Raw genomic sequence first — 24318 nt, 5'->3', positions numbered from 1 at the left:
TTGAATGAACCATGTGATTCTGGTCGCAAGCAGCGATGTGTGGAACACGCGACATGATCACGTATTAGAGAGTGTAATTAAAGGGGGAGCAAGATGCCAACGCCCAGTATGGAAGACTATTTGGAGCGCATCTACAAGCTGATTGATCAAAAGGGCTATGCGCGTGTATCGGATATTGCCGAAGGGCTGGAAGTTCATCCTTCATCCGTTACAAAAATGATCCAGAAGCTGGATAAAGATGAGTACCTGATTTATGAGAAATATCGTGGCCTCGTGCTGACAAGCAAAGGGAAGAAAATGGGGAAACGACTCGTAGAGCGTCACCAACTGCTGGAAGATTTTCTGGATATTATCGGAGTCAATCCCGATTATATATACAAGGACGTAGAAGGCATTGAGCATCATCTGAGCTGGGATTCGATTACGCAAATCGAGACGCTGGTTGAATATTTCCGACGCGACCCGGAACGTGTGGAAGCACTGAAACAGCTGCAAAATGAGCTAGTTAGCGATTCATAAGGCAGACATCTGTCGTTCATCTGACAGATGTCTTTTATTTTGTGCGCAACTTTTGACCGTGAATCAGGTTTAACTAACTAAGAGCAGTATGCCGTATAGAGAGACGTTGGGCAGAGGGGCAAATGATGTACTGGAGGTACAACAACATATGAAATGGATTCGCTTCACATCTTTATTTCTGGCACTCGTCGTAATTTTCCCGATCATCAGCAGTACGATGACTTCAGCAGCATCGAACATTCAGATTGTACTGGATGGCAAGACGATTCAAGGAGACGCAGCTCCGTACATAACGAGCGACAGCAATGTCACGATGGTGCCGCTGCGACTGATCAGTGAAAATCTAGGTGCCACGATCGGCTGGAATCAACAGACCAGTACTGTAACGATTAATAGCGGTAAGAACAAGCTGGTACTGACGTCAGGGCAACCTACCGCTACTGTCAACGGTACGTCGGTATCGCTGGATACATCGGTTCAAATGAAAGGCGGACGCGTGATGGTGCCACTGCGTTTTATCGGTGAAGGTCTTGGCTTGACTGTTGGCTGGAACCAAGGGACGCAGACCGTAACCTTGCAAACAGGCGGTACAGCTAGCGACGATACAACGACTGGCAGCACAACTGGCAATGGTAGCGTGCTGGGAACGTCGAACAGCTCGGGTAGTACGACGACAGGTACATCAACCTCGACCAGTACAACAAGCAAACCGACCACCAGTGCCAAAAAGGAAATGCGTGGTGCATGGATTTCTACCGTATTCAATCTGGATTGGCCAAGCAGCAGTACATCCGGTGCTACCAAGCAAAAGCAGGAGTTTTCCAGTCTGCTGGATCAATTGCAGGGCATGGGAATGAACGCGGTGTTCGTACAGGTTCGCCCTTCTGGTGATGCATTGTACAAATCGTCCACGATGCCATGGTCGAAATATCTGACCGGCACACAGGGCAAAAATCCGGGCTATGATCCACTCGCTTATATGGTAACCGAAGCGCACAAGCGCGGCATGGAGATCCACGCATGGTTTAACCCATTCCGAGCGACAACCGATGCCAATACAAGTTCACTAGCATCCAATCATGTAGTGCTTCAACATCCGGACTGGGTGATCAAGTTCGATAACAAATACTACATCAATCCGGGCATTCCGGCGGCTCGTCAATCGATCATTGATACAGTGATGGAGGTCGTGAACAATTACGATGTGGATGGGGTACATTTGGACGATTATTTCTACCCATCCTCAGAAACGACATCCAACAAATTTGCTGACGATAGCACGTATACAACGTACAAAGGCAAAACCTCCAGCAAAGCAGAGTGGAGACGCGCCAACATCAACAGCTTTATTCAAGATCTGGGCGCAGACATCCATGCGGCTAAACCATCTGTTCGTTTCGGTGTCAGTCCGTTTGGCGTATGGCGTAACAAATCCACTGACATTACTGGTTCCGATACCAAAGCTGGTGTGACCGCTTATGACAGCATGTCTGCCGATACACGCACTTGGATCAAAAACAAATGGATCGATTACATCGCACCACAGGTATACTGGAGCATGACACTGCCAGTTGCCCGTTACGACAAAGTAGTCGATTGGTGGGTAAATGAAACGAAGAACACTGGCGTCGATCTGTACATCGGTCATGCCATTTACAAAATCAACACCCCGGAAGTCGGCTGGAATACCTCGAATGAGATCATTAACCAGCTCAAATACAATGCCAAATACAGCACAATCAAAGGCAGCATCTTCTTCAGCGCCAAAGACCTGAAAAAGAACCCGCTGGATGTGCTCAGCAAGCTGCGCTCGTACTGGGGACTATAAGTCACTATAAAGGCAACCTGTCATTGGGATGATCCAAGTGACAGAGATTGCTTACACTGCCTATTCTATTGCGCAGGAGATATAGAAAGTAAACGGAAATCAACACAAAAAGAGCTGCTCCCTACGAGGGAAGCAGCTCTTTTATTATAGGTTGTACCAGATCGGTACAGCGTGTAGATTAGGACAGAAGATAAGGTTCTACGCATATAGTCAATGGAACTTTGGAATTTCCTCGTCATCTTTGCCTTTGTTGCCCTGAATGACCTGAAACGGATAATTCTTTTTCGGCTTATTGCCGCCCGAACCGGATACATTTTTACCTGGTGTACCGGATTTGGCAAAAGGAGATGACTTGGACACGTTTTTGTAATTGCTCTGTTGTGCTTTGATTTTGGCCATCGTCCGCGCAGACGGCTTCACCTTCGGTTGATTGCGTGCGCCTCCTTGAAATGCCGAAGAACGAAAAGCAAATATCAGAATGCCGATGAGCACTAGTGTAACGATAATACCGCTCCAATCAATCGTCGAAGGCATAAAGATCATGCGGTAGATTCCCCAGACCAGTCCGACCAACGCCAGTACAGCCATAACACCAATAAACACCGTTTGAGCAGGTGACTTTCTCATCATTACATCATCCTTTCACAGGGTCAGGAGAAGCATCCGGTACAATTGTGGCTACAGATTGTCGTTCCAGCTGCGTATCAAGTTCGCGCATCCGGTTGAAGGAGGCGATGGATACTTCCAGCTGATCTAGCGTAGGTTCTTTTGTCGTGAGCAGTTGCAGCCACAATCCCGGGTAGCCCAGATAACGCAGCACCGGAATATCCCGCAAACTATTCGTAAACTTCAGAAACTCAAATGAAACGCCGATCACGACCGGTAGCAGCACAATTCGTTGAATAATGCGCTCGGTCATGCCATCCCAGTGAAAGAGAGAGTAGATCAATACACCAATAATGACAGTCAGAATAATAAAGCTGCTACCGCAACGATAGTGAAGACGGCTAAATTGCTGTACCTTCTCAGGTGTTAGCTCGGAGCCGTTCTCATACGCGGTAATAACTTTGTGCTCGGCACCGTGATATTGGAACAGGCGCTTGATGATCGGTGTCTGGGAGATGCCCCACAGATACGCGAGCAGCAGGATAATCTTGATCGCCCCTTCCAGCAATGTATGCAAAAACTGGCTCTGGAATAAATGCGAGAATAAGAAGCCTTCAATGGCTGCCGGTACGACGGTGAAGATTAGCTTGCCGACGATTAGAGACAGAATACCGACAACGGCAACACCGAGAATCGTATTGAGGCTTGTTTTGGATTGTTCTTTTTCCTTTTCGCGGGCGTATTCTTCCGGGTCCATCTGGTCTTCAGAATAAGCGTCTGCCGCATAGTTGAGATGGCGCGAGCCTTTGGCGCTAGAATCGATCAGACTGACGATACCGCGCAGCAATGGAACACGTCGCAGAGAGCGTACCCATGCTTTGTCACTGCGTGGAACTTCCAGATAGGTGATCTCACCGTCCTTGCGTCTGACTGCGGTCACATTGACGTGTTTGCCGCCGAACATCACGCCTTCGATTACGGCCTGGCCGCCATAGCTGACTGGAGAAGATTGTTTTGGCAAGTACAGTCACCCTTCCATAATTGATCATCCGGATGGATGATGGTTAAAGTAGCATTTACGCCTTTTTCTGTAAAAATAAATGGCGAATGATGGCGCAAAGTGTTGATACACTATATTGTAGCGGATTTCCCGTATCATTACCACATGTTCCAAACCGCTGCGCTATGCGGAATGTTACAACTGACTATTCTCAAAAATGCCGCTGGTATGGTAAAATAATCTCTGGCTATTTGAAGACAGAACGGAGCGAAGGGGAGAGTGTTTATGACTACAGCACGTTTAAACCAATTGCGCCAGGCTATGCAGGAGCGCGAGCTGGAAGCAATCCTGATTACAAGCGGTATTAACCGCCGGTATGTGACTGGTTTTACAGGTTCTGCTGGCTATGTACTGGTAACCGCAGAGCAGGCATATTTGCTGACCGATTTCCGTTATATGACTCAGGCGCCGGAACAGGCGACTGCGTTTACCGTCGTGGAGCACAAGCCGAATGTAGCAGAGACTGTGAAGGAATTGCTATCTAGTTGGGGTGTAGGTAAGCTTGGATTTGAACAGGAGCATGTATCGTTCAGCCGGTATGCGACTTACAAGGAACAATTGACTCCAATCGAACTGGTGCCGGTATCTGGACTGGTCGAAGGCATTCGTAACTTCAAGGATGCAGACGAGATTGCCTTGATCCAAAAAGCGACTGAAATCGCTGACAAAACGTATGAGCATATCCTCGGCTACATCAAGCCAGGTGTCACCGAAAAAGAACTGGAAATGGAAATGGAATTTTTCATGCGCCGTCTGGGTGCTTCCGGTCCATCATTTGAGACGATTGTCGCTTCTGGTGTACGTTCCGCGCTGCCACACGGTACAGCGAGCGAGAAGCCAGTAGGACGCGATGAGTTCATTACGTTCGACTTTGGCGCATTGTACAACGGATATGTATCTGATCTGACGCGTACCGTATTCGTAGGTACACCTTCGCATAAACATCGTGAGATCTACAATATCGTACTGGAATCGCAGCTGCATACACTGGAAAACCTGAAACCAGGTCTGACTGGTAAGCAAGCGGATGCACTCTCCCGCGACATTATCTCTTCGCACGGTTATGGCGATGCGTACGGACACAGTGCCGGACACGGAATCGGTCTGGAAGTACATGAGGATATCCGCCTGTCCAAAATGAGCGATATGGTGCTCAAGCCGGGCATGGTCGTTACGGTCGAGCCAGGCATTTATATTCCGGGCTTTGGTGGTGTACGCATTGAAGATGATGTGTTGATTACCGAAACTGGGATTACTGTACTGACTCATTCCAGCAAAGAATTCACGATTTTACCGGCATAACATTTTCCGCTTCCAGCAGGTTGCGGAGACGATGATGCCGAATAAAATAAATGGAGCATGCGCGAGCGCACATTCCGCAACATTCTGCATACAGCCGTCAATATACGCTGGCAGAATGGTACAATATATAGAAGTGAGGCTGATGACATTCATTACGAATGTTTCAGCGGCAGTAAAAATGAACATATATTGTATGACCACTGGCTTTACCCATACATGAGGAGGCGTTATTTTGATTTCAGTTAACGATTTTAAAACAGGCTTGACCGTGGAAGTAGACGGCAACATTTTCTCCGTTCTTGAATTCCAACACGTAAAACCAGGTAAAGGTGCTGCATTCGTGCGCTCCAAGCTGAAAAACCTGCGTAACGGTAACGTGGTTGAGCGCACATTCCGTGCTGGCGAAACCATTGCCCGTGCCCAAATCGAGAACCGTGGCGTACAATACCTGTATGCAAGCGGCGAAGAGCATACATTCATGGACAACGAAACTTATGACCAGTTTGAGCTGAACGAAAGCCAACTGGAATGGGAACTGAAATTCCTGAAAGAAAACATGACTGTTAACATCGTTAGCTATCATGGCGAAATTATCGGCATCAACCTGCCAACATCTGTTGAGCTGGAAGTTGTTGAAACTGAGCCAGGTATCAAAGGTAACACCGCTACTGGTGCAACCAAAAGTGCAAAACTGGAAACAGGTCACAGTGTTCAAGTGCCTTTGTTTATCAACCAAGGCGATGTACTGATCATCGATACTCGCGAAGGCAAATACGTATCCCGCGCGTAATTGATGATCCATCTGTGCTTTGCCAGGCAGGCTGCTCTTCATCATCCGATGAGAACAGCCTGCTTTTTTATAAAGATTAATGTATAATTATACTGTTAACATTATAAATTTGCATCATTGCAAGGATCATTTGGATTCCGTGAATGATCGTGAATGATTAGGTGCAGTACAATGTACATAGGGAACACGTATGTTTCCTTTCAGCCGGAAAACGAAAAATTTGCGGTAGTACTTAACGCGTTGTCGTATTATACTGTTAAAGAATGAGCATTTCATATCATGTCATATTCGGTATGATGGATATGTTGTTAATGATGGCTGTGGCGCTTGCCAAGCCAGTATCAAGTAGGGAGTGAAGATGTCTTGGCTTTGTACGTGATGAAATTCGGCGGTAGCTCCGTCGGCGATGTAGAGCGCATGCAGCGCGTAGCAAAACGCATTATTGAAAAGCAAGATGAAGGACATCAATGTGTAGTCGTAGTATCCGCTATGGGAGATACGACAGACGATCTGATTGATCAGGCGCTGATGCTGAATCCAAATCCGCCTGCGCGCGAAATGGATATGCTGATGACGACAGGCGAACAGATTTCGATTGCGATGTTATCGATGGCGATTGCACATCAGGGACGTGAAGCGGTATCCTTTACCGGCTGGCAGGCAGGCTTTGAAACAGAAGCAGAGCATAGCCGTGCTCGTATTCGCGACATTCGTCCGGAACGTGTACTGAAGGCACTTGGTGCTGGTCAGATCGTCGTGGTAGCTGGTTTCCAAGGAGTTACCGAAGATGGTGACATTACGACATTTGGTCGTGGCGGCTCCGATACGACAGCTGTAGCATTGGCAGCAGCCATCAATGCCGATGTATGCGAAATTTATACAGATGTGGATGGTATCTATTCCACTGATCCACGTATTGTCAAATGCGCACGCAAACTGAAAGAAATCTCTTATGACGAAATGCTGGAGCTTGCCAATCTTGGCGCAGCGGTATTGCATCCGCGTGCAGTAGAATACGCCAAGCATAACAACGTGCGCCTCGTCGTACGATCCAGCTTTAACTATAATGAAGGAACGGTAGTGAAGGAGGAAGCGGTTATGGAACAGGGAGCGGTAGTTAGTGGCATCGCTTATGACAAAAACGTGGCACGCATTACGATCAGAGGAGTCAACGACGTACCTGGCGTACTCGCCAAAATGTTCAGCGAATTGGCAACTGCCAAGATCGACGTGGATATTATCGTACAGAGCGGCGTCATGAATGGCAAAGCTGATTTCTCTTTTACTGTTAACCTCGAAGAACGTGAACGTGCTCTTCAAGTGATTCAAGCGATCCGCGGCGAACTGCCGTACGATGAAGTGACATCCGAAGTCGATCTGGTGAAAGTGTCTATCGTTGGCGCTGGTATGGTCAGCCATCCAGGCGTAGCTGCACAGATGTTTGAAGCGATCTCGGCTCAGGGCGTTAGCATCAAAATGGTAAGTACGTCCGAAATCAAAGTCTCTTGTGTCATCGAAGCAGGCAAGCTGGGCGATGTTGTAGCAGCACTGCATACCGCTTACGGTCTCGACACGGAAGAACAAGCTTTTGTCGGCGGCCCGCAAGATCGTCGTTAAGTTGATTGCAGTATCTTCTAATACCTTTGCAATACGTTAGCAGACAATGAGATGATATATTTGCTCAGGCTCAGAGAACATGCGCAAAGTCAGGCTAACCTTATCAATCGTATTGCATATGTAGGGAGGAGATTATGATGAATCATTATTCCGTTCCGATTATAGCAAGCGCCAATCTTGATGAGAGTGAAGCGTTCTACAAACGATTGGGTTTTCATGTACTTAGTGATTATGGTCATTATCGTATTCTCGCTGACGGACGCGGCTGGCATTTACATTTGAATCATGTTCCCAATTGGCCGCCCAATGTGGAAGATAATCCGTTTGGGATATATCTGTATGTAGATGACGTAGATGAGATAGCAGCAAAAGTCAGTGATTTGATTATCGAACAAGGAACCCCATGTGTAAAACCTTGGGGAGTGTACGAGTTTGCATTTAGCGACCCTAGCGGTTTACTTGTACGTATTGGTCGGATCGTTTCGCAGGATGAATCGTGACACACTCGTTCCTATTCCGATATACAATTGAAAATGAATAAAGAGTTGTTCACCAAATCATAGGTAAATGGCTCTCCAGCAAAAGGCGTGAACAAAGATGTTCACGCCTTTTTGATGAATGTGCTATAATACATAGCGTTATGTGTAATTTTCCCGAAATGGGCGCCAGATTGCGCTCATCTGACAGGCGATAAAGCCAAAGGAGTGAATGTATAGATGTTCAAATTAAACGAGATCAAAGAACTCATTCAACTGGTGGACGAGACGTCCGTACAGGAAGTTGAAATCGAAAATGAAGGCTCCCGCCTGGTCATCCGTAAACCGGGTAAAGCCGAAACGGTATTCGTACAGGCTCCGGCTGTACAAGCGGCAGCACCAGCGATTCAACCTGTTGCAGCACAACCAGCAGCAACTTCCGCAGCGACACCTGCTGCAACGCCAGCAGCACCTGAAGCCGATCCGACACTACATAAAATTGTGTCCCCTATGGTCGGAACCTTTTACCGTTCTCCATCTCCGGAATCGGGACCATTCGCAAGTGTAGGCGATAAAGTCAACACCAAATCCCCAGTCTGCATCATCGAAGCGATGAAGCTGATGAACGAACTGGAAGCGGAAGTGAACGGAACGATCGTCGAAGTGCTTGCCGAAAACGGACAGCTGGTTGAATACGGCCAACCTTTGTTCCTGGTGAAGCCGGAATAAGACCACGCATCCGCGTATAAGGCTGAAGGAGGAAAGGCAAATGAAATTTCAAAAAATTCTGATCGCGAACCGCGGCGAGATTGCGGTTCGTATTATTCGCGCCTGCCGTGAGCTAGGTATCTCCACGGTAGCCATATATTCCGAAGCAGATCGTGATTCGCTGCATGTTCGTCTTGCAGACGAAGCATACTGTGTCGGTCCAACACTGTCCAAAGACAGCTACCTGAATTTGACCAATCTGATGAGCATCGCAACGCTGACAGAATGTGACGCAGTGCATCCGGGTTACGGCTTTTTGGCGGAAAACGCTGATTTCGCTGAAATCTGTGAATCTTGCAACATTACGTTTATCGGCCCATCTCCAGATGCGATCAATCGCATGGGTGACAAATCCGAAGCGAAGCGTACGATGCAAGAAGCGGGCGTACCCGTTATTCCGGGTTCTGAAGGGATCGTAGAAGATCTGAATGAAGCGGTGAAAATCGCTCGCGAGATCGGCTATCCAGTTATCATCAAGGCAACTGCTGGTGGTGGCGGGAAAGGGATTCGTCTTGCTGAGGATGAAGAATCACTCGTGAAGCAGATTACAAACGCACAGCAAGAAGCCGAGAAAGCGTTCGGTAACGGCGGTGTGTATCTGGAGAAATTCCTGACTGGTATGAAGCATGTCGAAGTACAGATTATTGCTGACCGTCATGGCAATGCCGTGCATCTGGGAGAGCGCGATTGTTCCGTACAGCGTCGTCGTCAGAAACTGGTAGAGGAAGCTCCTTGTCCGGTATTGTCTCCAGAACTGCGTGAGCGAATGGGTGCTGCGGCTGTCCGTGCAGCCAAAGCGGTGAATTACTCTGGTGCAGGTACATTGGAGTTTCTACTCGGTCCAGACGAACAGTTTTACTTTATGGAAATGAACACCCGGATTCAGGTAGAGCATCCAGTGACCGAGATGGTAACAGGCGTCGATCTGATTCAGGAAATGATTCATGTGGCAGAAGGGCATCCATTGTCCTTTACACAAGAAGAAGTGGTCATCAACGGCTGGTCGATCGAGTGCCGTGTTAACGCGGAAGATCCAGATCGTAACTTTATGCCAAGCCCTGGTAAAATTGACTTTTACCTGCCGCCGGGTGGTCCGGGCGTACGTGTCGACAGCGGTGCATATCCCGGCTATACGATTTCGCCATATTACGATTCAATGATTGCCAAGCTGATCGTATGGGCGCCAACGCGTGCTGAAGCAATTGCCAAAATGAAACGCGCACTGGATGAATTCGCGATTGAAGGTATCTATACTACTATTCCGTTTCACCTGCGTCTGCTCAATCATGAGACGTTTGTACGTGGCGATTTTGACATCAAATTCCTCGAAGAAAACGAAGTGTAATCCCCGCTGGCTTGCGTTTGTCAAGCAACCGGGTACATGTTATATTTAGTTTACTTGGCAGGAGGTGTATAAATCATGAGTACATTCCCGACTGAATTTGAACGGACGGATATCGGCGAGATTCAGATTGCGCCGGAAGTGATTGAGGTCATCGCCGGTCTGGCGACGATTGAAGTAAACGGAGTGGCAGGCATGAGCGGCGGCTTTGCTGGCGGAATCGCCGAGCTATTGGGACGCAAAAATCTGTCCCGTGGTGTCAAAGTCGAAGTTGGTCAGCGCGAAGCAGCGGTTGACGTATCGGTCATCGTCCAGTACGGACATCGTTTGCCAGAAGTGGCTGCCGAGATTCAGCGCAATGTCAAACGCTCCATTGAAACGATGACGGGGCTGACCGTTGTTGAAGTCAACGTGCAGATTCACGATGTCCATCTGGAAACCGTGGAGAAGACGGAAGAGAGCGAATTCACCCACCGTGTAAAATAAAAGAAAGCGGCAGCGTCCATTATGGATATCACCTGCCGCCTTCTCTTCAACCCCGTATATGCACATTGTATATGCCAGAAGCGAGTCGGCTTTGCTTGACAAAGCCGCTCAATCATAAACCCCTGACGAGGCAGTCTGGGGTTTAGTATATTGTAAGGGGGCTGCACACTGTTGGCTAAAATTATCGATCGACTGCTCTTATTTATGTATAGCCTCAGCATTGGTATCCTGTCCGTACTCGTTATTCTGCTGCTTAGTGGTCAGGTGCCGATGGAACTGGATTACCGGAATGAGCAAAATGTGTATATTACGATCGTTGTGATTGCTGTCGTTCTATTTCTACTGAGCATTCGCTTTTTCTATGTGTCGATTCGGACGGAGCGCGGCAATCTGAATGCTGTGCATCAGCATACTGAGTTTGGCGATATTCAGATTTCACTAGAAACGATTGAGAATATGACGTTGAAAGTAGCCGGGCGTACGCGCGGTGTGCGCGATCTCAAAACCCGCGTCCGTGTAATCGAATCCGGTCTGGATATTACGATTCGTGCAGTCGTAGACGGAGAAACGCCGATTCCTAGTTTGACGGAAACTATGCAAAAAACGATTCATACTGAAATTGAGCAGATTACAGGTATTCCTGTCTCCAATGTTTCGGTGTATATCGCCAATATCGTTCATTCGCCTGCATTCAAGAGCAGAGTGCAGTAGAGGGAGGCTATCCTCATGATATGGAAACAGATCTGGGAGACGCACGGCGGACGTATTGTTGGCGTGCTGGCAGGCATTGGCTGCGGAGTTTTGTATGTAACGGTTGGTTTTTGGGATATGTTGTTCTTTGCATTGTTAGTGTTCATAGGTTACACCGTCGGTCGCAACCGGGATCTCCGGCTTGGCCCGTTCATTCCGTGGCAGCGCCTCAGCGAATGGCTGGGCGACCGCTGGCGTCCATTTCGATGAACCCTGTCATACATCATTTCCCGGATTGCACTGTTATTGTTGAAGCGTAAACCGGCAAATCATGTATGGTGGGGTTTTTCATTTGCAACTTTTCTTTGGTGCTGAGTGTTCTTTTTTGTAAAATGGAGTTTTACGCATACGCTGTGAGGTGGAGGTCATGCACTGCGGGAAAGGCGAATGCCAACGACCTCCGGTGAAGCGCAGGAATCTACGGAATAGGAGTAACTTGTAGATTCCCGCACTCCAAAGTCGGCTCTTATGGCATTTCGCCTTTCCCTCCGTTCCGTGCTGCTTGTGGACTGCTGGTTATGGATTGGTGAAATGTGATTCAATTGGTTGCTGGTAGGGACTTTTTTGTAAGAGCGTAAGAGCGTAAGAGCGTAAGAGCGTAAGAGCGTAAGAGCGTAAGAGCGTAAGAGCGTAAGAGCGTAAGAGCGTAAGAGCGTAAGAGCGTAAGAGCGTAAGAGCGTAAGAGCGTGTAGGAATGGTTTTGGCGCTTGGGAGAAGTTGCAAATGAAAGCTTTGGGTGGGTGTTAGAAGGTAGAAGGGAATGTAGAACTTGGAAGGTATTGAGGGAGCAGTTCTTTTTGTATGAGTGTAAGTGTGATTCTCGTGCTTTAGCGCTTTGGTACGTTTTGAACTTCCTGAATTTCTATCGTTCTTTGTGGATACGTAGTTGAAGTTGATTAGGTTGAAGTGTGGTGGGCTTGAACTTTGAGTTTGTCTGCACTTCATTTTATAGTTGTATGAGTTGGAATTTGGTTTGAGGTTTTGGGATATGGATGGTTTGAGTTGATTACACACAATTAAAGAGGCAATGGTCGTGGGATGGGATTGAAGGCAGTAGGGCGTGAGGTTATGGCGACCGGGTATTGTTGGAGGTCTTGGACTGCGGGTGGTTGCGGGAGGATATGAAGTAGATGGCGATTAAAAGAAGATTGGCGCGGGAGATTACGGTGCAAAGTTTGTATCAGATGGAAATGAATGAGGTGCAGGCAGAGGAAGCGGTAGAGATGCTGCTAGAGGAAGCGGCTGCGGATAATGAATCGGACGTTCAAGTACGGGATGAAGCGGAGCTGAGTGCGTATGTGCTGGGCGTTGTGAACGGCGCATGGAGTCAGCGTGAAGCAATTGACGGGCTGCTGGTCGATTATTTGAAGAATTGGCAAGTTAGCCGTCTGTCTCGTGTCGATCGTCAGATTTTGCGTCTGGCAGTGTATGAGATGGTCTTTACCGAAGATGTACCGGCGAAGGTTGCAGTCAATGAAGCGATTGAATTGTCCAAGCACTTTGGTACAGAGGAATCGGGCAAATTCGTGAATGGCGTACTTGGTAAAATGATTCAAGATCTCGATAAGCTCAAAGGCAAACAGCAGTAAGCGAAAGTACGCACAGTATTTTATCTTATATTCTTGGTTTCACACGTCATATTCGGTTGTAACCAGACGTGAGTTATTGTTTATAGCTGATAGAGCAAGCTTGCTCTACGATTGTCCACAGCATGAGTGTTATTCCGCATCAGGTCATTGCAAAAGTTACGTGTATACACAGGATTACCGTGCATCATACCATTTTTCAATGTTAAAGGAGCGATTTATCATGGCAGCAACAATCATTAGCGGTACACAGATTTCGAAGGACATCCGTCAGGATATCCAGCAGGAAGTGGAGAAAATGAAAGCACAGGGTGCTCAACCCGGACTGGCAGTCGTGCTGGTTGGCGAGGACCCAGCTTCACAGGTTTATGTACGCAATAAAGAAAAGACCTGCCATGATCTAGGCTACTATTCCGAAGTACACCGTCTGTCGGCAGAAACATCGCAGGAGGAACTTCTTGCATTGGTCGATACGCTGAACAATCAGGACAATATTCACGGCATTCTCGTCCAGCTTCCATTGCCAAAGCATATTGAGGAAAAAGCAGTCATCGACGCGATTTCTCCAATCAAGGACGTAGACGGATTCCACCCAATCAACGTCGGTAATCTCGTGATCGGCGACGATAGTTTGCTGCCATGTACACCGGCAGGCGTGATTGAGATGATCAAACGTACTGGTATTGATCTGTCTGGCAAGCATGCGGTTGTAATTGGACGCAGCAATATTGTCGGTAAACCGGTATCTCTGCTATTGCAACGCGAGAATGCTACCGTTACGATGTGTCATTCCCGCACAGCTAATATGAAGGAGCTGACGCAGCAAGCGGACGTGCTTGTTGTGGCAATCGGTCGTGCTAACTTTGTCGATGCCAGCTTTATCAAACCGGGTGCAGTTGTCATCGATGTAGGTATGAATCGCCTGGAAAACGGCAAACTGGCGGGCGATGTTGATTTTGAAAGTGCGAAGGAAGTATCCGGTCCAATCACTCCGGTTCCGGGCGGCGTTGGTCCAATGACAATCACCATGCTGATGCAAAATACGCTGGTGGCTGCAAGACGCGCGTATGGCCTGAACTGAGAAAGGCGGCTTACATGCAGCAACAGCAGCGCATATACTCCATCAAGGAGATCAATAAATATATCCGTATGAAAATGGAGTCTGACTCGCTGCTCTCCGAAGTCTGGCTGAGGGGTGAGATTTCCAATTTCACGCACCATTCGAGCGGGCATATGTATTTTACGCTAAAGGATGAAGGCAGTCGGATCAAAAGTATTATGTTTGCATCGTACAATCAGCGATTGCCATTTATTCCAAAAGAAGGCGCACGTGTCATTGCACGTGGTTATATTTCGGTGTATGAACGAGATGGGCAGTATCAGTTTTATGCGACTCAGATGCAGCCGGATGGTATTGGCAGTCTATATCTGGCGTATGAACAGCTCAAGCAGAAGCTAGAGCATGAAGGACTATTCGATTCTTCGCGCAAACGGGATTTACCGCAGTATCCGCGTACGATCGGCGTCGTTACATCACCGACTGGTGCAGCGGTACGTGATATCGTCATTACTCTGCGTCGGCGGTATCCGGTCGTGAAGATCGTAGTGTATCCAGTGTTGGTACAAGGCAAAGGCGCAGCGCCATCTATCGTCAAAGCGATTCGCGATCTTAATTCACTCGGCGAAGCTGATGTGCTGATCGTCGGTCGCGGTGGTGGCTCGCTAGAAGAACTCTGGGCGTTTAACGAGGAAATCGTCGCACGCGCGATCGTCGGCTCGAAGATCCCGGTTATCTCTGCTGTCGGTCACGAGACGGATTTTACGATTGCCGATTTTGCAGCTGATCTGCGGGCGGCAACACCGACGGCGGCTGCCGAGTTGGCAGTACCAAGTATGAATGAATTAAAAGCCCAGATCGGACAACTGCGTCGCCAGCTGCGTCAGGGATTGCTGCGTTTGTCCCAGCGTCAGCGTGATCGTTTGAATCGACTCAAGCGCTCACCGGCACTGCTTCATCCGCAGCGACAACTGGTACAGCATATGACTCGGCTTGATCTGATGGAGCGTCGTCTGACGTCCAGTTTACAGCGGCGTGGACATATTCAGCGCGAACGTCTCGGTCGACTCAATCAACGTCTGGCACGTCATAATCCACAGGATCAGTTAGTATATGCGAAGCGGCGTACTGATTCTGCTCGTCGTCAGCTAGAGCTACGTATGCAGCAAATTCTGCGGCAAAAGCAACAGAAGCTGGGCTTTGGTCTCAAGCAGCTGGATGCGCTTAGTCCGCTCAAAGTTATGGCGCGCGGATATAGTCTCGTTTACGACGAGCCGGAACAGCAGCTGATCAAATCGGTCAATCAGGTAGCACCGGGCGATATGATCAAGGTGAATCTGGAAGATGGACAATTGCATTGTAATGTATTCACGATAGAGGAGGCGCACAACGATGGCGAAGGCGGCAAAGGAACAGGAGCTTAACTTTGAACAGGCGATGGATCGACTGGAAGAAATCGTATCCGAGTTGGAACATGGCGATGTCCCACTGGAAAAGGCGATTGATCTGTTTCAGCAAGGGATGAAGCTGTCGCAGGTTTGCGGCTCCAAATTGGAAGAAGTCGAACGCAAAATTGAAATGATCGTCGAGGAAGATGGCGAACTGCGCAAGAAGCCTTTTGATGCTGCGGAAAGCGGTGAAATCATTGAGTAGTCGTCCGGAGCTGACATCATATATCAACGATATTTCCGTATTTATGGAGCAGCAGTTGAAGCAGTTTCTGCCGGAAGATTGGCAAGTACCGGGTACGCTCAAAGAATCGATGTTGTATTCGCTCATGGCGGGCGGCAAGCGTCTGCGTCCCGTATTCGTCATTGCCGCAGCAGAAGCGCTCGGCGGAAGCCGGAAAGCGGCTGCTCCGGTAGCGAGTGCAGTGGAGATGGTACATACGTACTCGCTCATTCATGATGATTTGCCAGCGATGGACGATGACGATTATCGCCGCGGCAAATTGACCAACCATAAAGTATACGGCGAAGCGATGGCGATTCTCGCAGGTGATGCCCTGCTGACTCACGCGTTTCATGCTGCTACTTGTTCCGTACAACACGGTGTAAGTGCTGAAGCTGCACTGCATATTGTGCGCGATCTGGCAGAATACGCAGGTCCGCGCGGTATGGTCGGTGGACAGGTTGCCGATATGGAAGGCGAGCAAGGCATGACAGAACTCGCACAGCTGCAATATATTCATTTGCACAAAACAGCTGACCTATTCATGTTTTCCCTGACTGCTGGCGCGCGAACTGCTGGTGCAACCGACGAACAACTGGAAGCGCTGCGCCGCTTTGGCTCCGATATTGGTCTTGCTTTCCAGATTCAGGATGATATTCTCGATGTGATTGGCGACGAAGCCAAGCTTGGTAAAAAAACGCAGAGCGATAGCAAGCTGCAAAAGGTAACGTATCCGTATTTCATCGGTTTGGAAGCTTCGCAACAAGAAGTCGCCAGACTGACTGCAAGTGCCAAAGATGCGTTACAACAAGCCAATCTTACAGACTCCAGCCGTCTGGAGGAAATCGCCGATTATCTGGTGCAACGCGATCATTAATGGTTACGTATAGCCAATAAGGTTTCTCCAATATACAACAGGCAAGGCACCCGATAACCGGTACTAGACCGTGTTTGATGCTATACATCATGCTTTCCCTGATCTGCATATGGAACCCCGTTATGTACAGACTATATCAGCACACTGCATATACATGATGCTGCTCTGTTAAACGATGATCAAGAACAGTGTCAGATTTCGTAAAATGTTGCGCTTGTGGTATAGTGGAAAGTAATTATAAAACGTATAAAACAGATCAATGGCATGGAACCTGCATGCAAACAACATTGGAGTGCCGTTACGATACTCACAGGAAAGCGGGGAAATGGTGTGCTGCTTCCACAGATTCATCAACCAAATGACCTAAAACATTTAACAACAGAACAGTTGACCGAGCTGGCGGTAGAAATCCGTCAGTTTCTGGTTGAAAAATTGTCGGTAACCGGAGGGCATCTAGCTTCCAATCTAGGCGTCGTGGAACTAACACTGGCGCTGCACTATCTATATGATAGCCCGAAAGACAAATTCATTTTTGACGTTGGACATCAGGCGTATGTGCACAAAGTACTGACCGGACGTATGGATCGTTTTGATACGCTGCGCAAGTACAAAGGATTGTGTGGCTTTGTTAAACGCAACGAGAGCGAACATGACGTTTGGGAAGCCGGACATAGCAGTACATCGCTGTCGGCGGCGATGGGCATGGCGCTCGCACGCGATTTTAAAAAGGAAGATAACAAAGTCGTAGCTGTAATTGGCGATGGCGCTCTGACTGGCGGAATGGCGTTTGAAGCGCTGAACCATATCGGTCATGAGCAGCGCAAACTGACTGTCGTGCTCAACGATAACGAGATGTCGATTGCTCCAAACGTGGGCGCAATGCACAAATATCTCGGCAAAATCCGTTCCGACAAAGGCTATCTCCGTGCCAAAGACGAAGTGGAACAATTGATCAAGAAAATTCCAGCGATTGGCGGCAAAATTGCCAAAACAGCAGAAAAGCTAAAAGATTCACTCAAATACGCGATGGTATCCGGCGTTTTGTTCGAAGAACTGGGTTTTACGTATTTTGGCCCAGTAGATGGGCATGATCTGCCGAAACTGCTGGAAACGTTCCGTCAAGCGGACAACGTAGATGGCCCGGTACTCATTCACATCGTAACGATCAAAGGTAAAGGCTATTTGCCAGCTGAAGCCGATTCGTACAAATGGCATGGCATTACGCCATACAAAATCGAATCCGGTCAGGTCGTCAAAGCTGCTGGTCATCCGATGTATACCGAAGTATTTGGTCAGACGCTGATCGAGCTGGCAGAGCAGGACGAGCGTATCGTCGCAGTTACTCCGGCAATGCCGGGCGGCTCGGGCTTGTTCCCATTTGCGGCTCGTTTCCCGGATCGTATGATTGATGTCGGTATTGCTGAACAGCATGCGGCAACAATGTGCGCAGCGCTTGCAATGGAAGGTATGAAGCCGGTCTATGCGGTATATTCGACCTTTATGCAGCGTGCGTATGATCAGATTGTGCATGATATTTGTCGTCATAATGCCAATGTAATGTTTGCGATTGACCGCGCTGGGTTTGTCGGTGCGGATGGTGAGACGCATCAGGGTGTGTACGATATTGCCTTTATGCGCCATATTCCGAATATGGTTATTATGATGCCGAAGGATGAAAATGAACTGCGCCATATGATGAAGACGGCGCTGGAATACAATGATGGTCCAATCGCTTATCGTTATCCACGAATTAACGGTCTTGGCGTACCGCTGGATCAACAGCTGATGCCGATTCCAATCGGTCAATGGGAAAAAGTGCGCGAAGGCGAGAATTATGCCATTATCGCATCCGGTCCGATGGTACAAATGGGTCTTGAAGTAGCTGAAGAACTCAAACGCGACGGTATGAATGTAGCGGTTGTTAATGCACGTTTCATGAAGCCGCTCGATGAAGAGATGCTACTGGAACTTGCTAATAGCGGCACACGCATGTTGGTCGTTGAGGAAGTATCGCAGGCAGGTAGCATGGGTAGTGCGGTGCTGGAATTCTATGCAGCACGCGGTTTGCATGATGCAACGGTCGGTCTGATGGGCATTCCAGACGAGTTTATCGAGCATGGCAGCATCAAGGATCAACAGCGCGAAGCTGGGCTGACTCCAGAGCATATCGCTGCTTCGTTAAAAGCACTTGCACCGGGCAAAACTTGGACTTTCCAGAAAAACTCGGTCTGAGCAGATGTGCAAGCACCACCAATCATACATTAGCGCGCTATAAATACGCATAATGAATGGCGGTCATTAGTAAGATACTGATTACGACAAACAAAGTCGTTATATAGCGGTAGATCGAAGCGGAAGGATTTCCTTTCCGCTTCGTTTGCTGTTTCATGTATACTTTGAATATGAATAAAAATACGGTAAGCCGTACAGGAGCTAAAACGCATGGCAAGTGACAAAGAACGTCTCGACGTCCTGCTCGTCGAACAGGGATATTACGAAAGTAGGGAAAAAGCAAAAGCAGCCGTTATGGCAGGGCTTGTATATGGTGGAACAGAGCGTCTGGAAAAGCCGGGCATGAAAATTCCTCGTGATACTGCGCTCAATGTCAAAGGAGCTGTACATCCGTATGTAAGCCGTGGCGGATTAAAGCTGGAAAAGGCGATTAGTCATTTTGGTATTGATATGCAGGGACGTACAATGTTAGACATCGGTTCGTCTACCGGAGGTTTTACCGATTGTGCACTACAGCATGGTGCGGAATATGTATATGCCATTGATGTAGGGTACAATCAGCTGGATTGGTCGCTACGTAATCATCCGCAGGTACATGTGATGGAGCGGACCAATTTCCGTTATATGACGCCGGAACAATTGGAAGGACCTGTGCCTAATTTTGCCAGTATTGATGTTTCGTTTATTTCGTTGCGTTTGATGCTACCACCACTCAAGGAATTACTGGCACGCCCTGCTGATGTGGCAGCGCTGATCAAGCCGCAGTTTGAAGCTGGACGTGAGAAAGTCGGTAAAACTGGCGTTGTACGAGATCCCAAAGTGCATCAGGAAGTACTGGAAACTGTTCTGGGCTTCGCGCAGGAACTTGGTTATGAATTGCATGGATTAACCTTCTCACCGATCACCGGTGGTGAAGGGAATATTGAGTTTCTGGCGCACTGGCATCTGCCATCGACAGACGAGTATGCAGAGGATGAACAGCGGCAATCACAACCAATATTGACCGATATCAAGACATTAGCTGTACAAACCGCCGCAGAAGCATCCCATCGTTTTCGTGGGGGAGCAAGCGAAAGAGTAAAATAGAATCATTCACCAAGACCCGTACAAGGGCACCCATGCCGGTACGGGTCTTTTTGCGTTCACATGTGCACTCAGCCCGCGCCACTACGCAATATATACAAAAGTTGACAAATTTAATGATCCAAATTCAAATTTGGCTATTGATTTACGAACAGATATTCCTATATAATGAGAACGAACGTTCCGCCCTGAAGTTATCACATGAGGGGTTTGGACCTTTCCGTTCTGAATGTTACAATAGGGTAATGTGCGAGCTAAATTTGCGATCAAGTTATGATGAACAGGATTTTCCAATTTGATAGATCAAAAAGGAATATACCTGCATCAGGACGAATAAATATAGAATCCGGTATTGATTCAAACCGGTATTCTCACTCATTCATCATAACGGTCATTTGCATAATAACTATAGAGCATACTACCAACGGAGGTCTTTATGAAGGGACAGCGACATATTAAGATTCGAGAAATTATTACACATCAGGATATTGAAACTCAGGATGATCTGGTTGAAGCATTGCGTCAGGCAGGCTTTCAGGTAACTCAAGCAACCGTATCCCGTGACATCAAAGAATTGTTATTGATCAAGATTCCGACAGACGATGGACGATATAAATATTCTTTACCAACCGATCAACGCTATAACCCGGTGCAAAAGCTAAAACGTGCGCTGGTGGATAATTTTCTGCAAATTGATTACACAAACAATCTGGTTGTAATGAAATGCCTTCCCGGTACGGCAAACTCGATTGCCTCGCTAGTGGACAGCATGGAATGGTCGCAGATCATGGGAACCATTTCTGGGGATGACACGATGCTAATTATCTGTCGTACACCTGAAGACAGCCAGAAAGTAATCGAACAGATTATGGGCTTTATCTCTTAACAGAAGATAAGACCGTAAGATGTCGATGTTTTCAATTATTGCCTGTATACGTATGCTGGCTTGCAGATATCCGACTCCACGGGGCATAGCGATTGATCGTCAGTTCCTATGACGAGAAGGAGTGATCTGCATGCTGGTCATGCTGAGCATTAAAAACCTGGCTGTTATTGAAGAAATCGACGTTTACTTTCATAAAGGATTCCATGTGCTAAGCGGTGAAACCGGAGCCGGGAAATCGATCATCATTGATGCGCTCGGTCTTATTGCAGGTGGCAGAAGCTCAGCGGAGATCGTTCGCTATGGCTGCGACAAATCAGAGATGGAAGCGCTGTTTGAACTGCGCTCTTCTCATCCTGTTTGGTCCACGTTATCGCGCCTCGGTATTCAAGGCACGGCGGAAGAACATCTGGTTATTCGTCGTGAAGTGACCAGCAGCGGCAAAAGTACAGCTCGTATCAATGGGCAGCTCGTTAATCTATCCATGCTACGTGAAGTAGGCGAGCAGCTCGTCAACATTCACGGACAGCATGAGCACCAATCGCTTATGAAACCGGAACGCCATCTTGGTCTGCTGGATACATTTGGCGATGTGAAGATCGCTCCGGTCAAACTCAAATATAATGAGCAATATAGCGCCTATATTAAGGTCGGACGTGAACTGCGCGAATTGCAAGAAAATAGCCAGAAAGCATATCAAATGATGGATTTGTATCGTTTTCAGCTGGAAGAAATCGCAGCAGCTGACCTCAAACCAGGTGAAGACGAGTTATTGGAAGAAGAACGCTTGCGTCTGGCACATAGCGAGAAAATGATGGAAGCGGTAGCTGGCGGATATCATACTCTCAATGGTGACAGCACAATGGGTGCAATCAGTGTGGCGCTCTCACGCCTAAGCGATGTGGCACGTTATGATTCCAAAAATCTGGATCCAGTAGTTGAGCAGTTACAGTCTGCTTATTATCAGCTGGAAGATGTCGTATACCAGCTGCGTGGATATCAGGAAAATATCGAGTTCAATCCTTCACGACTGCAAGAAGTAGAATCCCGTCTGAATCTGTTGATAGGCTTACGTCGTAAATATGGCGAAAACGTTGAACAAATTCTGGAGTACTACGAAAAGATCAAACGTGAAACCGATCTGCTTGAAAACAAAGATGAGCACCTACTCAAACTGGGTGCCAAACGTGATAAATTGCGTATTCAACTGCTCGAAACCGGTAGCAAGCTGAGTAAGCTGCGCCGTGAAGCAGCAGATGAATTGGCAAAACAAGTAGAAGCCGAATTGAAAGATCTGCAAATGCAGCGTACGTCACTGGGTGTGAAGATGGATTATATGGATGATCCTAACGGTGTAGAATGCAACGGTCGCCATATTCGCATTACACGTCAAGGTCTGGACAACGTCGAATTCCTAATCTCTGCCAATCCGGGTGAGCCGCTTCGTCCTATGGGCAAAATCGCTTCCGGTGGTGAGCTGTCTCGTATTATGCTAGCACTGAAAAGCATCTTTGCCCGCCATGAACAGGTTCCTGTACTCGTATTTGACGAGGTGGATACTGGTGTAAGCGGTCGTGCGGCGCAGTCGATTGCCGAGAAGTTGTTCAAATTATCGTCCGAATGCCAAGTATTCTCCATTACTCACTTGCCGCAAGTTGCTTGTATGGCAGATCATCAGTATTTGATCGAAAAACAGATCATTGCCGATCGTACAGCAACACGTGTCGTATCGCTGCATGAAGATGGACGTGTGGATGAGTTGGCTCGTATGCTAGGCGGAGTTGAGATTACAGAGAAAACGAATCACCATGCGCTTGAGATGCTCAAGCTGGCTGAAGCACGCAAAGATGGCGCTATCTATGCGGTTCACTGAATATCTACCGCTGTATTGAACAATTTTATAATGAAGTACAGATCAAGCGGTGCGGGAAGCCTGCCTTTCAAGGTAGGCTTCCTTTTTCATTATTCTTTTTGATCATGGTAGAATGATTCGGAATCATGCCTTGTTCTGAACATTCGAAACGGTGATGTGAAGTATATATCGTATTGTATCTTAAACGATACATTGTATAGAAGAATTGGGAAATTTATGCGTTTTCTATTTTCGACAGAAGGTATTACATCAGAAATGTCGAATTACATATAATATGAGGATATGAGCGCTTTATTTCAAATTTTTCGTTCCTTTTCGTTCGATTTTGGCGAATGATAGGTATGAGAATTATTCATACAGTAGCGAAGCATATACCGATCGCAGAGGAGGAAATACCTTGTCCAATATTCAAGTTTTACTAGCTGATGATAACCGCGAATTTACGAATATGTTGGCTGATTATATTTCTAGTCAAGAAGATATGGAAGTAGCCGGTATTGCATTTAACGGCGAAGAAGTGCTGAAGACGATTGAGAATCTACCCGTACTACCAGACGTACTGATTCTCGATATTATTATGCCGCATCTCGATGGTCTAGGTGTACTAGAACGCTTACGTGATCTGAATCTGAATCCTTCACCGAAGATTATTATGCTAACAGCTTTTGGTCAGGAAAACATTACACAGCGTGCAGTACAGCTTGGCGCTTCGTATTATATTTTGAAGCCATTTGATATGGAAGTACTCGTAAGTCGTGTGCGCCAGCTGGTGGGTCAACCTGTAACCGTGAGCAATAATGTTGGATCAAGCAATATGAGCCTGAATTCCAATAAGTCTGCTGCTATTCAGTCCAAAGGACGCAATCTGGATGCTAGCATTACAGCAATCATCCATGAGATTGGCGTACCCGCTCATATTAAAGGCTACCAATATCTGCGCGAAGCGATCACCATGGTGTATAACAACATTGAGATCCTTGGCTCTATTACGAAAACACTGTATCCCGCTATTGCTGAGAAATTCAAAACAACACCATCCCGTGTAGAACGTGCGATTCGTCATGCCATCGAAGTTGCTTGGACACGCGGCAATATTGACAGCATCAGCCATCTATTCGGCTATACGATCAATATCAGCAAATCCAAACCAACTAATAGCGAATTCATTGCCATGGTGGCAGACAAATTGCGCATTGAGCACAAAGTTCCGAACTGATTCGGATGTTTGCGATGTCTACTTCAATAAGATGGATGTAGAAAATAATACGAGACAACAAAGGTCCAGCTGAGTACAATTGAACTGCAAACTGCAAACTGCAAACTGCAAACTGCAAACTGCAAACTGCAAAACTCATACTGTATAGATCAATCGACTGAAACCGTCAGTTATAGCTACTGACGGTTTTTGTTATTTCAAAAATCAGTATAATGAGGTAAAATCAATTGTCCGATGCTTGAATAACAATGGATCACAAACACTGGACATTCGTGTATAGAATGTATCTAAAATGT

General features: G+C 47.4%; 23 protein-coding genes. 21 read left to right on the top strand and 2 right to left on the bottom strand.

The features are described 5' to 3' along the window. Positions 1-93: 93 nt before the first annotated feature. The gene (gene mntR, locus ACDE64_RS15435) at positions 94-519 is read left to right on the top strand and encodes a transcriptional regulator MntR (RefSeq protein ID WP_411343030.1); all 426 of its coding nucleotides are present in this window, start codon (positions 94-96) and stop codon (positions 517-519) included. A gap of 148 nt (positions 520-667) precedes the next feature. Continuing rightward, positions 668-2347, top strand: coding sequence for a family 10 glycosylhydrolase (locus ACDE64_RS15430; protein WP_411347405.1), 1680 nt, complete (start codon positions 668-670; stop codon positions 2345-2347). A 210-nt stretch (positions 2348-2557) separates the two neighbouring features. Here the strand turns inward: ACDE64_RS15430 and ACDE64_RS15425 are convergent, their stop codons facing one another. Both ACDE64_RS15425 and ACDE64_RS15420 read right to left on the bottom strand, forming a co-directional pair. Then, complete coding sequence (locus ACDE64_RS15425; protein ID WP_411343028.1) at positions 2558-2977, bottom strand: hypothetical protein; 420 nt, start codon at positions 2975-2977, stop codon at positions 2558-2560. A gap of 4 nt (positions 2978-2981) precedes the next feature. Beyond that, positions 2982-3974 (bottom strand): DUF1385 domain-containing protein, encoded by a 993-nt coding sequence (locus ACDE64_RS15420; RefSeq protein WP_411343027.1) that lies wholly within the window; start codon positions 3972-3974, stop codon positions 2982-2984. 264 nt (positions 3975-4238) lie between these two features. On the opposite strand from ACDE64_RS15420, the gene ACDE64_RS15415 reads away from it, so the two are divergent. From ACDE64_RS15415 to spo0A, 19 genes are all read left to right on the top strand, one after another. Beyond that, on the top strand, positions 4239-5315 hold the full coding sequence (locus ACDE64_RS15415; protein ID WP_411347404.1) for a M24 family metallopeptidase: 1077 nt from the start codon (positions 4239-4241) through the stop codon (positions 5313-5315). A gap of 232 nt (positions 5316-5547) precedes the next feature. Further along, entirely contained in the window at positions 5548-6105 is a 558-nt protein-coding gene (efp, locus tag ACDE64_RS15410) for an elongation factor P (protein WP_411343025.1), read from the top strand. 363 nt (positions 6106-6468) lie between these two features. After that, positions 6469-7722 (top strand): aspartate kinase, encoded by a 1254-nt coding sequence (locus ACDE64_RS15405; RefSeq protein ID WP_411343024.1) that lies wholly within the window; start codon positions 6469-6471, stop codon positions 7720-7722. 134 nt (positions 7723-7856) lie between these two features. Beyond that, entirely contained in the window at positions 7857-8222 is a 366-nt protein-coding gene (locus ACDE64_RS15400) for a VOC family protein (protein ID WP_411347403.1), read from the top strand. A 216-nt stretch (positions 8223-8438) separates the two neighbouring features. After that, a complete protein-coding gene (gene accB, locus ACDE64_RS15395; protein ID WP_411343022.1) occupies positions 8439-8927 on the top strand; it encodes an acetyl-CoA carboxylase biotin carboxyl carrier protein in 489 nt (162 codons plus the stop codon). A gap of 40 nt (positions 8928-8967) precedes the next feature. Further along, the gene (accC, locus tag ACDE64_RS15390; protein ID WP_411343021.1) at positions 8968-10311 is read left to right on the top strand and encodes an acetyl-CoA carboxylase biotin carboxylase subunit; all 1344 of its coding nucleotides are present in this window, start codon (positions 8968-8970) and stop codon (positions 10309-10311) included. A gap of 75 nt (positions 10312-10386) precedes the next feature. Beyond that, positions 10387-10794: an Asp23/Gls24 family envelope stress response protein gene (locus ACDE64_RS15385; RefSeq protein ID WP_411343020.1), complete on the top strand. Its 408-nt coding sequence runs from the start codon at positions 10387-10389 to the stop codon at positions 10792-10794. A 171-nt stretch (positions 10795-10965) separates the two neighbouring features. Next, a complete protein-coding gene (gene amaP / locus ACDE64_RS15380) occupies positions 10966-11505 on the top strand; it encodes an alkaline shock response membrane anchor protein AmaP (RefSeq protein WP_411347402.1) in 540 nt (179 codons plus the stop codon). 15 nt (positions 11506-11520) lie between these two features. After that, positions 11521-11754: a DUF2273 domain-containing protein gene (locus ACDE64_RS15375; protein ID WP_411347401.1), complete on the top strand. Its 234-nt coding sequence runs from the start codon at positions 11521-11523 to the stop codon at positions 11752-11754. Positions 11755-12680: 926 nt separating this feature from the next. Next, the gene (gene nusB, locus ACDE64_RS15370) at positions 12681-13133 is read left to right on the top strand and encodes a transcription antitermination factor NusB (protein ID WP_411346810.1); all 453 of its coding nucleotides are present in this window, start codon (positions 12681-12683) and stop codon (positions 13131-13133) included. A gap of 220 nt (positions 13134-13353) precedes the next feature. Next, the gene (gene folD, locus ACDE64_RS15365; RefSeq protein ID WP_411347400.1) at positions 13354-14211 is read left to right on the top strand and encodes a bifunctional methylenetetrahydrofolate dehydrogenase/methenyltetrahydrofolate cyclohydrolase FolD; all 858 of its coding nucleotides are present in this window, start codon (positions 13354-13356) and stop codon (positions 14209-14211) included. A 14-nt stretch (positions 14212-14225) separates the two neighbouring features. Further along, the gene (xseA, locus tag ACDE64_RS15360; protein WP_411343016.1) at positions 14226-15611 is read left to right on the top strand and encodes an exodeoxyribonuclease VII large subunit; all 1386 of its coding nucleotides are present in this window, start codon (positions 14226-14228) and stop codon (positions 15609-15611) included. After that, positions 15580-15840 (top strand): exodeoxyribonuclease VII small subunit, encoded by a 261-nt coding sequence (gene xseB / locus ACDE64_RS15355; protein WP_411343015.1) that lies wholly within the window; start codon positions 15580-15582, stop codon positions 15838-15840. Before xseA ends, xseB begins: the two co-directional genes overlap by 32 nt. Before the next feature lie 43 nt (positions 15841-15883). After that, positions 15884-16735: a polyprenyl synthetase family protein gene (locus ACDE64_RS15350; protein ID WP_411350310.1), complete on the top strand. Its 852-nt coding sequence runs from the start codon at positions 15884-15886 to the stop codon at positions 16733-16735. Between the two features lie 330 nt (positions 16736-17065). Next, entirely contained in the window at positions 17066-18967 is a 1902-nt protein-coding gene (gene dxs / locus ACDE64_RS15345) for a 1-deoxy-D-xylulose-5-phosphate synthase (protein WP_411347399.1), read from the top strand. A 210-nt stretch (positions 18968-19177) separates the two neighbouring features. Next, positions 19178-20053 (top strand): TlyA family RNA methyltransferase, encoded by an 876-nt coding sequence (locus ACDE64_RS15340; RefSeq protein WP_411347398.1) that lies wholly within the window; start codon positions 19178-19180, stop codon positions 20051-20053. A gap of 433 nt (positions 20054-20486) precedes the next feature. Continuing rightward, complete coding sequence (gene ahrC, locus ACDE64_RS15335) at positions 20487-20936, top strand: transcriptional regulator AhrC/ArgR (protein ID WP_411343012.1); 450 nt, start codon at positions 20487-20489, stop codon at positions 20934-20936. 130 nt (positions 20937-21066) lie between these two features. After that, positions 21067-22806, top strand: a complete 1740-nt coding sequence (recN, locus tag ACDE64_RS15330) for a DNA repair protein RecN (RefSeq protein WP_411347397.1) — start codon at positions 21067-21069, stop codon at positions 22804-22806. Between the two features lie 397 nt (positions 22807-23203). Further along, positions 23204-24022, top strand: coding sequence for a sporulation transcription factor Spo0A (gene spo0A, locus ACDE64_RS15325; RefSeq protein WP_411343010.1), 819 nt, complete (start codon positions 23204-23206; stop codon positions 24020-24022). Positions 24023-24318: the final 296 nt, after the last annotated feature.

It is taken from the genome of Paenibacillus sp. WLX2291 (genome assembly GCF_046603665.1).
Lineage (GTDB): Bacteria > Bacillota > Bacilli > Paenibacillales > Paenibacillaceae > Saccharibacillus.
The sequence above is the reverse complement of the archived record's forward strand: the minus strand, read 5'-3'. Positions and strand labels throughout refer to the sequence as shown.

Excerpts from the sequence above, each read along its gene's own strand:
- mntR (WP_411343030.1), top strand. The coding sequence starts at position 94 with ATGCCAACGCCCAGTATGGAAGACTATTTGGAGCGCATCTACAAGCTG.
- ACDE64_RS15430 (WP_411347405.1), top strand. The coding sequence starts at position 668 with ATGAAATGGATTCGCTTCACATCTTTATTTCTGGCACTCGTCGTAATT.
- ACDE64_RS15425 (WP_411343028.1), bottom strand. The coding sequence starts at position 2,977 with ATGATGAGAAAGTCACCTGCTCAAACGGTGTTTATTGGTGTTATGGCT.
- ACDE64_RS15415 (WP_411347404.1), top strand. The coding sequence starts at position 4,239 with ATGACTACAGCACGTTTAAACCAATTGCGCCAGGCTATGCAGGAGCGC.
- ACDE64_RS15400 (WP_411347403.1), top strand. The coding sequence starts at position 7,857 with ATGATGAATCATTATTCCGTTCCGATTATAGCAAGCGCCAATCTTGAT.
- accB (WP_411343022.1), top strand. The coding sequence starts at position 8,439 with ATGTTCAAATTAAACGAGATCAAAGAACTCATTCAACTGGTGGACGAG.
- accC (WP_411343021.1), top strand. The coding sequence starts at position 8,968 with ATGAAATTTCAAAAAATTCTGATCGCGAACCGCGGCGAGATTGCGGTT.
- ACDE64_RS15385 (WP_411343020.1), top strand. The coding sequence starts at position 10,387 with ATGAGTACATTCCCGACTGAATTTGAACGGACGGATATCGGCGAGATT.
- ACDE64_RS15375 (WP_411347401.1), top strand. The coding sequence starts at position 11,521 with ATGATATGGAAACAGATCTGGGAGACGCACGGCGGACGTATTGTTGGC.
- folD (WP_411347400.1), top strand. The coding sequence starts at position 13,354 with ATGGCAGCAACAATCATTAGCGGTACACAGATTTCGAAGGACATCCGT.
- xseA (WP_411343016.1), top strand. The coding sequence starts at position 14,226 with ATGCAGCAACAGCAGCGCATATACTCCATCAAGGAGATCAATAAATAT.
- xseB (WP_411343015.1), top strand. The coding sequence starts at position 15,580 with ATGGCGAAGGCGGCAAAGGAACAGGAGCTTAACTTTGAACAGGCGATG.
- ACDE64_RS15350 (WP_411350310.1), top strand. The coding sequence starts at position 15,884 with ATGGAGCAGCAGTTGAAGCAGTTTCTGCCGGAAGATTGGCAAGTACCG.
- ACDE64_RS15340 (WP_411347398.1), top strand. The coding sequence starts at position 19,178 with ATGGCAAGTGACAAAGAACGTCTCGACGTCCTGCTCGTCGAACAGGGA.
- ahrC (WP_411343012.1), top strand. The coding sequence starts at position 20,487 with ATGAAGGGACAGCGACATATTAAGATTCGAGAAATTATTACACATCAG.
- recN (WP_411347397.1), top strand. The coding sequence starts at position 21,067 with ATGCTGGTCATGCTGAGCATTAAAAACCTGGCTGTTATTGAAGAAATC.